This is a genomic window from Fictibacillus solisalsi (genome assembly GCF_900103485.1).
GTDB lineage: Bacteria > Bacillota > Bacilli > Bacillales > Fictibacillaceae > Fictibacillus_C > Fictibacillus_C solisalsi.
The window spans coordinates 2,407,027-2,419,258 of the sequence record NZ_FNHW01000001.1 but is presented as its reverse complement, the minus strand read 5'-3'; the positions used below and the strand labels follow the sequence as shown (position 1 = coordinate 2,419,258).

The window sequence follows — 12,232 nt, the reverse complement described above, 5'->3', positions numbered from 1 at the left end:
GGGGTCTTTTTTCATATTTGTACATGCAGCAATAACAAACGTAGAGGTGTTTTTAGATGGATGCAGTAAAAAAAGGGAGTGGGCTGGCGTTATTGCCGCTTGTTATCTTCCTCGTACTATTCATAGGTTCAGGGTTGATCACCGGTGACTTTTACAAAATGCCAGTGGTTGTGGCCATACTTGTTGCGGCAGCGGCAGCCCTGTTGATGAATAGAAAGGAAACGCTGAACAGTAAAATTGAGCGTTTTGCCAAAGGCGCGGGGCATATTGATATTATCATTATGGTCTTTATCTTTATCCTTGCCGGTGGGTTTTCGGAAGCCGCAAAAGGAATGGGAGCAGTGGAAGCGACAGTGAATATCGCGTTGTCTGTTGTACCAGAAAATTTCCTGATTGTCGGGCTTTTCGTAATCGGTGCCTTTATATCGTTGTCGATGGGAACATCAATGGGAACTATTGCCGCACTGGCACCGATTGGTGCAGGAATCAGCGGACAAACGGATATTCCAATGGCCTTGACCATGGCAGCCGTCGTAGGCGGAGCCATGTTCGGAGATAACTTATCCATTATTTCTGATACCACCATTGCTGCAGTCCGCACACAGCAGACCCAAATGAGGGATAAATTCAAGGTGAACTTTTTCATTGTTCTTCCTGCCGCTATTGTTACGTGCGTGATCCTTTTTATCGTAACGATGGGCAGTAATTCCGGCGTATCGGCTGACAGCTTTCAAGCGGTAAAAATCCTTCCGTATGTCGGTGTATTGCTGGCAGCCCTCCTTGGCATGAATGTATTTGTTGTATTAAGCGGCGGAATCATACTGGCGGGGGTGATCGGCCTGGCGGATGGAGCCTATACGCTATCAGCCTTTTTAAAAACAATCACCGACGGAATGTTTGGCATGTCTGAGCTTGTTTTCTTGGCCTTACTCATTGGAGGAACGGTAGAGCTTATCCGCTATAACGGGGGAATTCAGTATCTTCTTGATGTATTAACCAAGAACCTTCGAACAAAAAAGGGCGCAGAGTTTGGCATTGCAGGATTGGTGAGCGCAACCAACCTTTCCACCGCCAACAACACCATATCCATAATTACAGCAGGCCCTCTCGCCAAGCAGATATCCGATCGATATGGCATAGATAAGCGCAAATCCGCGAGTCTTCTTGATATCTTTTCGTGCGCTGTTCAAGGCTTGATCCCCTATGGTGCTCAAATGCTGACGGCGGCCAAAATCGGCTCGATCTCACCAGTGAGCCTGCTGCCGTATTCGTTTTACCCGATTTTAATCGCCGTTTGCGGAGTGATTGCCATTTTGATCGGTTATCCCAAGCTGAAAGAACGAAAAGAACATACAGAAAAGAAACATGCCTGAAGTTAAAACTGCTCTTGCAATAATTGGAGAGCAGTTTTTTTTTAGATAATTATTTTGTTTTATTAAACAAAACAATTGAAATATTGTCAATTATAAAATTGCCATCCTGACAGGCAATTTTTTTTTAGGTTTTCTACTGGAGAGGTATGATAGTAAAAAAGAGTATAAGAAAGAAGGCTTTATATGAAATTAAGCATTCTTGACCAGTCACCGGCATCAAGCGGGGGAACGGCCAAGCAGGCACTGGAAAGTTCACTCGCCTTGGCACAGGCGGGAGACCGATTGGGCTACGCCCGATACTGGATTGCTGAACATCATGATTTTCCGGGATTGTCTTGCCCTGCTCCTGAAGTGTTGCTGGGGTATATCGGAGGTCAGACAGAATCCATTCGAATCGGATCTGGTGCTGTTTTGCTTCCTCACTACAAACCCTATAAAGTGGCGGAAACGTATAATCTGCTGGCCACGTTATTTCCAGGCAGGATTGATGTTGGGATCGGACGGGCCCCTGGTGGTTCGGCCGAAGCGACCATGGCTCTATCGGATAACTATTTGGAAAAAGTTCGCCGGATGCCAGAATCTGTCGAAGAGCTGCTTCATTTTTTCAAAAATGATTTTCCAAAGGATCATATGTTTTCTAAGATATCTCCTTCTCCCGTACCTGAAATGGCACCATTGCCCTGGATGCTGGGAACGAGTAAAAAGAGCGCTGTTCTCGCGGCGAAGCATGGATTGCCCTATGTCTTCGGGCAGTTTATGAGTGATCAGGAAGGTTTGGAAATACTGCAGCAATACCGTTGGGCGTATAAAGCAGGTTCCTGGATGGCTGATCCGTACACGATCGTAACCGTATCTCTCTTGTGTGCAGAAACATCTGAAAGAGCAGAAGAACTGGCTCTTCCAAACCACATATGGAAGCTGCAGCTGCAAAAGGGAGAAGGTCGCAAAGGCGTTCCTTCCTTGGCAGAAGCGAAAAGTTATCCGCTGACGGAAGAGGAAAAGGAACACCTTGCGCGGATGAAAAACAGAACCATACCGGGCAGTCCGGGAGAAGTAAAAAGGCGTCTTGAAGAGTTGCAATCTCATTATGGGGCAGATGAACTTATGATTGTAACTATTGCGCATGATAACAAAGACCGCATTCGTTCCTATGAACTGCTTTCAAACGTATGCCTCGATCCATCATGAGCAAAAAATTTAGAAGCTTTACATTTACTTGTTACAATCAAAAAGAAGGTAAAAAATAATTTAATCTGTCGTTGATATACAGAAAGGGGACTATTCAAATGTCCAGTAAGCAGCTTCATGAAATTCCATACTCTGTGCTGGATCTTTCTCCAGTCATTGTGGGAGAAACTCCTGCAGATTCATTAAAGAAAACATTGGACTTAGCCCAGCATGCGGAGAAGTGGGGTTTCAACCGCTATTGGCTGGCAGAACACCATAGCATGCCCGGAATCGCCAGTTCAGCAACTTCTGTTGTGATTGGGCATGTGGCAGGCGGAACCGAACGAATCCGTGTGGGTTCAGGCGGGATCATGCTGCCAAACCATGCCCCTCTTGTCATTGCTGAGCAGTTCGGTACACTGGAATCCCTGTATCCGGGGAGAATCGATCTTGGTCTGGGAAGAGCACCGGGAACCGATCAGGTCACTGCCCATGCCTTACGCCGTGAGAATATGAGCAACGGGGAAGATTTTCCGGAACAGGTTGATGAGCTCCGTGCGTACTTAAAAGCTGATGGCGGCGGAAACAGAGTCCGTGCCATTCCAGGAGAAGGACTGGATATCCCAATCTGGCTTCTTGGCTCGAGCGGTTTTAGTGCAAGACTTTCTGCACAGCTTGGTTTGCCATTCTCATTTGCCAGCCATTTTTCGCCGGATAACACGTTGCCTGCGTTGGATGTGTACCGACGTAATTTTAAACCGTCAGAGGTGCTGGATAAGCCATTTGCGATGGTTGGCGTAAACGTTATAGCGGCAGATACTGAAGAAAAAGCCGCTTATCTTGCGACGTCCATGCAGCAGCAGTTCCTAAACCTTGTGCGCGGAATTCCTTCTAAGCTGAAGCCGCCGGTGGAAAGCATGGAAGGTATCTGGTCTCCTTACGAAAAAGCTTCCATTGACCAGCAGCTTCGCACAACGATGATTGGGACCCCGGAAACCGTTAAAGCTAAACTGCAGGCATTCCTGGATGAGACACAGGCGGATGAAATGATCATCAACGCGCAAATATTTGATCATCAAGACCGGCTTCGTTCTTTTGAAATTGTATCTGAAATATTTAGCAAGTAACGGTTTAAGCCTGCCCTCCACCATGGAGGGCAGGCTTTTTTGTTTTATCAAATAAATTTTGTTTAATGAGGAGTGACAGAATCTGTACTTAGGCAAAAAAAGATGAACGTTAAGGTTAAATTTGGATTTGAAAATAATAGATTATAAATTTAATAGTCGGGGTATATTAAGTTCATAATACCTTTAAAGGAGATGAAACGAGATGTTGAATTATAACAAAGTTGAAATCAGTGAATTCGTTAAAGGTGAAACGTTCGACTTGAATGATTACTTATCTCAACTGGTCACAGCTAATCGTCAGCGCTAGGAAATTTTGGTGATTACATAAATTTTAAGATTTTTGAACTGATTATACGGTTTCATCTATTTAAAAAGCATTGCTCATGCAGTGCTTTTTTTATGTTTGCTCTCTTAATGGGTTATTGAGTGTCTACACCCATTTTTGGGTATCGTGGCAGACCAATAGTAAAAAAAGCGGCCAGCTAGGTAACAACTGGCCAAAGAGAGTTATTCGGGGGAGGTGCGGCTACCATCCGCGCCTTCTTTTAAAGGATAACATAGGAACATGTGTTCGTAAATACCTTTTTTAAAAAGGTGGAAATTTATTTTTTGTGAATAATCTCTCCTGGAACAGAGCCATTTGGTTGTTTTTGCAGCAGAAGCAATTAAGAGAGATGCCAACCATGATGGAACATGCTGCAGTAAACGAAATCGTAAACGGTTTCGTTTTTTTTATTTTTGCCAAACATATTTCTGAGTTCTATCTATTCAAATTATTTGTTTATAATTATTATAAAAAAGTATTGATTTTATAGTAATAGCTGTTATTATTATATTTATAATAATTCTAAATAACTTACGAGGTGATTCGAATGACGAACAAGAATCGTTTAACAACAAGCTGGGGCGCACCAGTTGGAGATAACCAAAATTCTATGACTGCAGGTTCAAGAGGACCAACGCTCATCCAGGATGTCCACCTTTTGGAAAAACTCGCACATTTTAACCGCGAACGGGTGCCTGAGCGTGTTGTTCATGCGAAAGGAGCGGGGGCTCACGGATTTTTTGAAGTCACCAATGATGTTTCCAATTACACAAAGGCAGACTTTTTATCTGAAGTCGGAAAACGCACACCGCTTTTCGTCCGTTTTTCAACGGTAGCCGGAGAAAACGGCTCTGCAGATACCGTTCGGGACCCTCGTGGGTTTGCCGTGAAATTTTACACTGAAGAAGGAAACTACGACCTTGTGGGCAACAACACGCCAGTGTTCTTTATCAGAGATGCCATCAAGTTTCCTGATTTCATTCATACTCAGAAAAGAGACCCGAAAACACATCTCAAAAATCCAACCGCTGTTTGGGACTTCTGGTCGCTTTCTCCAGAATCTCTTCATCAGGTGACCATTCTGATGTCAGATCGTGGGATTCCGGCCACACTCCGTCATATGCACGGGTTTGGGAGCCATACCTTCAAGTGGGTGAACAAAGAAGGAGAAGGGGTCTGGATTAAATATCACTTTAAAACAGAACAAGGTGTAGCGAACCTTGCTCCTGATGCTGCCGCTAAAATTGCAGGGGAAAATCCTGATTATCATACAGAGGATTTGTTCAATGCCATCGAAGAAGGTGACTTCCCGGCATGGAAGCTGTATGTTCAGATCATGCCGCTTGAAGATGCAAACACCTATCGTTTTGATCCATTTGATGTAACAAAAGTGTGGTCCCAAAAAGATTATCCGCTAATTGAGGTGGGCAAAATGGTATTGGACAGAAACCCTGAAAACTATTTTGCTGAAGTAGAGCAGGCGACATTCTCACCAGGTACCCTTGTACCGGGAATTGACGTTTCTCCTGACAAGATGCTTCAGGGACGATTGTTTGCTTACTCTGACGCACACCGCTATCGTGTAGGCGCCAACCATCAGGCTCTACCGATCAACCGTCCGCGTAATGAAGTGAAAAATTATCAGAGAGACGGCCAGATGCGATTTGACAACAATGGCGGCGGCTCCGTGTATTATGAGCCAAACAGTTTTGGAGGACCGCAAGAGTCTCCTGAGAATAAGCAAGCTGCCTACCCGGTTTATGGAGTTGCCGACAGTGTGGCTTATGACCACAGCGACCACTACACTCAAGCAGGCGATCTTTACCGTCTAATGACTGATGCAGAACGTACACGGCTTGTAAATAATATTGTAGAAGCTATGAAGCCTGTTGAAAAAGAAGAAATCATGCTTCGACAGATTCAGCATTTCTTTAAAGCTGATCCTGAATATGGAAGGAAAGTGGCTGAAGGTCTGGGTTTACCGCTTCCACAAGAAACTCGTTAATTCTCATTTACAAATGATTTTCTCAATTGATGTGCGCGTAGTACGTATGGCAATATACTACGTACAGGTGCGTATTTAAAAATGTTTAAAGGGATGTTGATCGTGGATGCGGAACAAGTAGCGAAAACCAAGCTGAAAAAATGCGGATCACCCCTCAGCGTGTACTGATCCTGAAAACCATCATATCAATGAACCGCCATTTAACTGCTGAGGAAATTCACAGGGAACTCCCGTCATTCATTACTCTGGCTACCGTTTATAATAATTTGAAATATTTTGCAGAGCTTAAGCTCATTAACGAGCTTTCATTTGGAAGTTCATGCAGTAAATATGAACTGGCTAATTCCCGGCATTACCATGTAATCTGTGAATCGTGCCAGCGAATTGCAGATTTTAATTATCCTTTACTGAATGAAGTGGAGTACGCAGCCGCCCAGGTGGCGCATTTTAAAGTAAACCGTCACACGCTCGAGTTTTACGGCCTATGTCAGGAATGTAGTAGAAAAAATAACGAATAAAGCGAGGTTTTTGCATGAATGTACCTGTTCCGGCTGAATGTCCACGATGCCACAGTGAAATTAAACAATTAAAACACAGTGTCCGCTGCAAATGCGGAATGAGAATGAAAAGAAAATAAACAAACGAAACCCAATCGGATAACCGATTGGGTTTTTTAATTTAGCTGCATATTGTAATTTCATCGTGATCCACACAACGCATGTTGTCACAGATGAGTCTTGTTTGAAAACGGTAGGAGACCGTTGATGAGGAGGATAGAAGATTCTCTGGCAGTTGGTACGTGAGTGGAATTTCGATACTGCCATCGGAGGCGAGCTCTTTGGACATGTAGATGGTGGTGACAGACTCAATCATGTGTTCCGTTTTATCTTCGGTGTTATGAAGGATAAGGTCACACTCGAGCCTTTTAATAATCTGCTTCATCCATTTGCCTTTCAAGCGAAAGTAGCCATTTACATTTTGACCGGGCTTCAGCTCGTTAGAATCCAGTACTAAATCTATACTTGCCTGCCCGAGCTTGAAGAAGCTCATACATTTTTTTAACACGGCGATCAGACCTCCAGTTGATAATAGCCAATTGAAGAAAGTGATTGTTCAAGTAAAAAACCTTTACCTGTATATCCTGGTAAAGGTTTTAACATCTACAAAGACCTTTACCAGGTGGCAAAGGTCTCGCTACAACTAGATGTTGCCAGTTAAGCCGGTGATCAAACAATCACGGGATGTCGACATAACTGTCAGCTACTCCCCTTTGGAGTTTCAAATTTATATCAATTTAATAGTCGTTTTAGTACATCACTTCATCGATTCGATACCCATTGTATACGCCTGGAATAGTGATGTCAACACACTTTTTCATGAGCAATTGTTAACTTTTTATGACCATGTGAAATCCGGTATTCTAACCAGGGTCATCCTCTGAATATATTGTGTTGATGGGCGATTTGCATTGATGGAAAGAAGGGATGGACTCGGCACCATCTGGGGGTGAACATGATGATTGGCTTTTATGAATTGATTTCTATGATGGATGAGTTGAAAGCAGGGTGTGTAGCAGCGACGTTAATTAAAGTGGAAGGTTCGTCCTATCTGAAAGAAGGGGCGATGATGCTTTTCTGGGAAGAGAACCAGGCGGGAATGATCAGTGCAGGCTGCGTAGAGGCTGATCTCATGGAAAGAGCCCGCAGAGTTGCGGCAGATCGTATCCCTCAATATGTTATGTACAACATGAAAGAGGAAGATGATCTTTCCTGGGGACAGGGAGCCGGCTGCAATGGAGTTCTGCATGTCTGGCTGGAGGTGGTCGATGATAAATTAAGGCGTCAGCTCCTTTATGCGAAATCCATGCTGGAAAAGGGAAAGTCGATTTTGCACCGGAAAGAAATTTCTCTCATGCCCTACCCCTCAACAGTCAATGAATTTATAAAAGTGGAAGATACGGACCAGGCATCTTTGTTTTCAAGCGGTATTCATTTTATGGACCATGAAGGAATGGTTTATACCCATCTTTACGAACCTAAACCGCGATTGATCGTATTTGGTGCTGGGTTTGATGGAAGAACAGTGGCTGAGCTGGCGTATAAAACAGGGTGGACGATCATGATGGTTGATTGGCGGCCAGCTTTCTTGTGCAAAGAGGACTATTCATTTCCGGTGGAGACCTTCTGTTTGGAATCGGACGGTTTAAGTGATTTATGTATGATAAATGAACGGGACTTTATCGTAGTAATGTCTCATAACTTTCAAAAAGATAAAGATTTTTTGTCATGTCTGCTGAAAGAACCGCTTTTCTATGTTGGTGTGCTGGGGCCGAAGGAGCGTACGGAAAGGTTATTGGGAACAAAAGAACTGCCAGATTTTATTCATTCGCCTGTGGGTCTGTCCATCGGCTCGAGAGGTCCTCAAGAAATAGCCGTAAGCATCCTTGCCGAAATGATTAAAGTTTCGCGTCAAGTAACATGCCGGCAGATATAAGTAACAGATAAAGGGGAGGGTAGCATTGGGGTTGATCGGAAAAAGTGTGTTTCGGAAAGAAGCATGGGAAAAAGTCACCGGAACAGCCAGGTATACAGCGGATTATCCGGCAACTGACTCGCTCCATGCCAGAATTGTTGTAAGTCCCTATGCCCATGCCGTAATCAAGAGTATTCATACGGAAAAAGCCAAAGAGGTTTTTGGTGTCCGTGCCGTTGTAACAGGCGAGCATTTTCCATTAACCGGTGAGGAAATTCGGGACCGTCCGGTGCTGGCAAAAGATAAAGTGAGACATCACGGAGAAGCTGTCGTACTTGTGGTGGCAGATACTCCGCATCAGGCCAAACGGGCAGCAGAATTGATTGAAGTGGAATACGAACAATTGCCGGTCGTACATTCACCGACAGAGGCCTTAAACCCAAACGCGCCACTCGTTCATGAACAGCTCGGCAGTTATAAAAAGGAAGAGCGGGTGTATCCTGAGCCGGGAACCAACGTGGCCAACCGGACCAAAATCCGCAAAGGCAGCATGGAGAGAGGATGGAATCTGTCAGAGGTAGTGGTGGAAGAGCGCTTTTCATTTTCTCCCTCCGATCATGCGGCAATGGAAACTAGGTGTTCAACCGCTGAAATTCATCCTGATGGAAATGTATACATCATGACATCATCACAAGCGCCATTCATGGTGAAACGGTTAATCCATGAATACTTTGGCGTGGACATTGGGAAGATCATAGTAGAAACCCCCTTGGTAGGAGGTGCATATGGAGGTAAGGCGTCCATTCAGCTCGAACTTCTTGCCTTTATCGCGTCCATGGCGGTAGGAGGGCGAAAAGTACGGATTTTAAATATCAGGGAACAAGATATGCTGACTTCGCCATGCCATATAGGCCTGGATGCCACCGTGAAGCTCGGAAGTACCAGAGATGGGAAAATACAGGTGGCAGAGCTCCTTTTTTTATTTGACGGAGGAGCGTATTCTGACAAAGGTGCTGATTTAAACCGCGCTGCAGCAGTCGACTGTACGGGTCCCTATGATATTGATCATGTATGGTGTGATTCACTCTGTGTTTATACAAATCATCCGTATGCAGCTCCATTTCGAGGGTTTAGCCATTCAGAGCTCCTGTTCGCCGTGGAACGGACTATGGATGTGCTTGCTGATAAACTTGGAATGGACCGTTTACAGCTCAGGTATATCAATGCGATCCGGCCGGGAGATACCACTCCGACACAAGTGAAACTGAATAAAAGCAATGTAGGAAATTTACCGGCATGCATTGATCGCTTAAAAAAAATGATTGACTGGGATAGGGGCATGATTCAGGACCTCGGCAACGATAAGCTAAGGGTTAAAGGGGTCAGCTGTATATGGAAAACCTCCACGATTGAATCAGATGCAGGTTCCGGAGTGACCCTGAGCTTCAATCCTGACGGAAGCATCAACCTCATTTCTGGCGTCATAGAAATTGGCACAGGAACAAAAACGATTTTGGCACAAATTTTGGCCGAACGGCTAAAAATGGATATACGGATGATTCATGTCCAAATGAAAGTAAACACACAAAGTACACCTGAACATTGGAAAACGGTGGCCAGCCGGGGAACGTTTATGGCGGGACGCGCCGTACTATCGGCAGCTGAAGATTTGATTTCGCAGTTAAAAAGCATTGCTTCGTGTGTGTTGCGGGTTCAAGCCGCTGATTTGGAGGTAGGATACGGAAAAGTATTTTTACGAGATGAACCGGAAACTCATGTCGATGTGAAAGATGTAGCTTATGGCTATGTTTATCCGAACGGAAACGGTATTGGCGGCCAGATCATTGGAAGAGGACATTACAACCTCAGAAGGCTTACGTATCTGGATAAAGAGACGGGGGCAGGAAAGCCGGGACCTGAATGGTCGGTCGGTGCCCAGGCCGTCGAAATTGAATATGACAAAAAACATCTCACCTACAGAATCGTCCGTGCATTTTCAGCGATTGATATTGGAACGGTTTTAAATGAAAAAGCAGCAAGGGGACAGGTAATGGGGGCGATGAGTATGGGGCTTGCCTTTGGAGGAAGGGAAACCTTTGTGTTTGATAAGTGGGGCAGGGTTTTGAATCCACAGTTAAGGACCTACAGGCCGCTCCGTTTTGGGGAACATCCAGGGTATCACGTGGAATTTGTTGTAACTCCACAGCTTGATGCGGCTTACGGCGCCAGAGGAGCTGGAGAACATGGTCTGTTGGGGATGCCTGCTGCTCTTGGAAACGCGCTTTCCCTGGCCGCGGGTGTGAAATTGAACGAATTGCCCCTTATTCCGGAAAAGATCTGGAAAATGAAACAAGAAGAAGGACATTCCCATGCTTCCTTATGATTTTGATTATTACCTGCCCAAAACCGTGGGGGAGGGGGTCCGGCTCTTTCAGCAGCTCGAACGTGAAGGTAAGAATCCGGTCTATTATTCTGGAGGAACTGAAATTATTACCCTGGGCCGCCTGAATCTTGTGGAAACAAACGCGGTTATTGACATTAAAGCCATTGGAGAATGCAAGGAGCTAACCATAAAAGATCAGCGGTTGATCGTCGGATCTGCTCTCTCTTTAACGGCAATTGAGGAAGAAAATGTGTTCCCATTGTTAAGCAAAGCAGCAAGCGGGGTTGCCGATCATACGGCCAGAAATAAAATTACGGTGGGAGGAAATATTTGCGGACAAATTTTTTACCGCGAGGCCGTGCTTCCTTTTTTGCTTACTGACAGCCATGCTGTAATCGCAGGAAAAAGCGGACTCAGGCAGGCGCCTATTCATCAGCTTTTCAATCAAAAACTTAAGCTTCAAAAAGGAGAATTCCTCGTTCAACTGCACACGGACCGGCGCTTTTTAACGATGCCGTATGTGTGTGTTAAACGAAGACAGCAATGGGATACAGGCTATCCGCTGATCACGGTCGCTGTTATAAAAACAGAAAACGAAACCAGGATAGCTATTAGCGGTCTCTGTCCATTTCCGTTCCGGGCGTTCGAAATGGAAAAAGCCATTCAACAAGGTGGTCCATTGGGTGACAGGATTCAAGAGGGTCTTCGGCATGTGCCGCAGCCAGTGCTTGATGATGTAGAAGGTTCTTCCGGATACCGGATGTTCGTTCTGGAACAGATGCTTCAAGATATGTTAAGGGAACTGGAGGGGAACCATCCATGATTTCAGCCCGATTAACCGTGAATGATGAAGAAAGAGAAGTTGCGTTTCGGCCATCAGACACACTTCTTTTTGTGCTCCGGGAAAAGCTTGGTTTGACTGGGGCAAAGCCGGGCTGTCTGAACGGCGATTGCGGAGCCTGTACAGTCAATGTGAACGGCACTGCCATGAAATCGTGCCTGATGCTTGGGGTTGAAGGGGTGAACCAAACGATACTTACAATTGAAGGGTTAAAGGATTCGCCCATTCAGCATGCCTTTATTGAACATTTTGCCTTTCAGTGCGGGTATTGCACGCCGGGCTTTATCATGAATATCAACAGTTTGCTGAAAAAGCATCCGAATGCGGACGATTCCACCATTAAAGAATTTTTAAGCTCTAACATTTGCAGGTGTACCGGGTATCAGGAAATTGAGAAGGCGGTAAAATCTCTGCTCAAAATAAACCGGGAAGATAAGGCGGGCTTACAGAATGACGAGTAAGCCGGCTTTTTTTGCTTGGAAGCTAAACATCTAGTTTAACTTCAGCCATGAAGGGTACGTCTATGAGTAGTACATAAT

The 12,232-nt window shown here is 45.0% G+C and carries 10 protein-coding genes; 9 read left to right on the top strand and 1 reads right to left on the bottom strand.

Annotated features, from left to right (window positions below; genetic code table 11):
• Nucleotides 1–56 precede the first annotated feature (56 nt).
• The 5 genes from BLT53_RS12350 to BLT53_RS12325 all read left to right on the top strand — a co-directional run bounded on the left by BLT53_RS12350 (nt 57) and on the right by BLT53_RS12325 (nt 6,515).
• Nucleotides 57–1,373 carry a Na+/H+ antiporter NhaC family protein gene (locus BLT53_RS12350; RefSeq protein ID WP_090235235.1) on the top strand — a complete coding sequence of 439 codons (1,317 nt, stop codon included), beginning with the start codon at nt 57–59 and terminating at the stop codon, nt 1,371–1,373.
• A 183-nt stretch (nt 1,374–1,556) separates the two neighbouring features.
• Entirely contained in the window at nt 1,557–2,561 is a 1,005-nt protein-coding gene (locus tag BLT53_RS12345) for an LLM class flavin-dependent oxidoreductase (RefSeq protein WP_090235234.1), read from the top strand.
• Between the two features lie 98 nt (nt 2,562–2,659).
• On the top strand, nt 2,660–3,667 hold the full coding sequence (locus BLT53_RS12340) for an LLM class flavin-dependent oxidoreductase (protein WP_090235233.1): 1,008 nt from the start codon (nt 2,660–2,662) through the stop codon (nt 3,665–3,667).
• Between the two features lie 872 nt (nt 3,668–4,539).
• Nucleotides 4,540–5,997 carry a catalase KatA gene (gene katA / locus BLT53_RS12330; protein ID WP_090235230.1) on the top strand — a complete coding sequence of 486 codons (1,458 nt, stop codon included), beginning with the start codon at nt 4,540–4,542 and terminating at the stop codon, nt 5,995–5,997.
• A gap of 140 nt (nt 5,998–6,137) precedes the next feature.
• Complete coding sequence (locus tag BLT53_RS12325) at nt 6,138–6,515, top strand: Fur family transcriptional regulator (RefSeq protein WP_090235228.1); 378 nt, start codon at nt 6,138–6,140, stop codon at nt 6,513–6,515.
• A gap of 160 nt (nt 6,516–6,675) precedes the next feature.
• Here the strand turns inward: BLT53_RS12325 and BLT53_RS12320 are convergent, their stop codons facing one another.
• Nucleotides 6,676–7,062, bottom strand: a complete 387-nt coding sequence (locus BLT53_RS12320) for a sporulation protein (RefSeq protein WP_090235227.1) — start codon at nt 7,060–7,062, stop codon at nt 6,676–6,678.
• Between the two features lie 447 nt (nt 7,063–7,509).
• Between BLT53_RS12320 and BLT53_RS12315 the strand changes: the two genes are divergently transcribed.
• The 4 genes from BLT53_RS12315 to BLT53_RS12300 are packed head-to-tail and all read left to right on the top strand — an operon-like array spanning nt 7,510 to nt 12,154.
• On the top strand, nt 7,510–8,490 hold the full coding sequence (locus tag BLT53_RS12315; protein ID WP_090235225.1) for an XdhC family protein: 981 nt from the start codon (nt 7,510–7,512) through the stop codon (nt 8,488–8,490).
• Nucleotides 8,491–8,515: 25 nt separating this feature from the next.
• Nucleotides 8,516–10,852 (top strand): xanthine dehydrogenase family protein molybdopterin-binding subunit, encoded by a 2,337-nt coding sequence (locus BLT53_RS12310; RefSeq protein WP_090235224.1) that lies wholly within the window; start codon nt 8,516–8,518, stop codon nt 10,850–10,852.
• Entirely contained in the window at nt 10,839–11,675 is an 837-nt protein-coding gene (locus tag BLT53_RS12305) for an FAD binding domain-containing protein (protein ID WP_090235223.1), read from the top strand. Before BLT53_RS12310 ends, BLT53_RS12305 begins: the two co-directional genes overlap by 14 nt.
• The gene (locus tag BLT53_RS12300; RefSeq protein ID WP_090235221.1) at nt 11,672–12,154 is read left to right on the top strand and encodes a (2Fe-2S)-binding protein; all 483 of its coding nucleotides are present in this window, start codon (nt 11,672–11,674) and stop codon (nt 12,152–12,154) included. Before BLT53_RS12305 ends, BLT53_RS12300 begins: the two co-directional genes overlap by 4 nt.
• The last annotated feature ends 78 nt before the right edge of the window (nt 12,155–12,232 follow it).

Coding starts and splice junctions, on each gene's coding strand:
- BLT53_RS12325 (WP_090235228.1), top strand. CDS start 6,138: ATGCGGATCACCCCTCAGCGTGTACTGATCCTGAAAACCATCATATCA.
- BLT53_RS12300 (WP_090235221.1), top strand. CDS start 11,672: ATGATTTCAGCCCGATTAACCGTGAATGATGAAGAAAGAGAAGTTGCG.
- BLT53_RS12350 (WP_090235235.1), top strand. CDS start 57: ATGGATGCAGTAAAAAAAGGGAGTGGGCTGGCGTTATTGCCGCTTGTT.
- BLT53_RS12305 (WP_090235223.1), top strand. CDS start 10,839: ATGCTTCCTTATGATTTTGATTATTACCTGCCCAAAACCGTGGGGGAG.
- katA (WP_090235230.1), top strand. CDS start 4,540: ATGACGAACAAGAATCGTTTAACAACAAGCTGGGGCGCACCAGTTGGA.
- BLT53_RS12315 (WP_090235225.1), top strand. CDS start 7,510: ATGATGATTGGCTTTTATGAATTGATTTCTATGATGGATGAGTTGAAA.
- BLT53_RS12340 (WP_090235233.1), top strand. CDS start 2,660: ATGTCCAGTAAGCAGCTTCATGAAATTCCATACTCTGTGCTGGATCTT.
- BLT53_RS12345 (WP_090235234.1), top strand. CDS start 1,557: ATGAAATTAAGCATTCTTGACCAGTCACCGGCATCAAGCGGGGGAACG.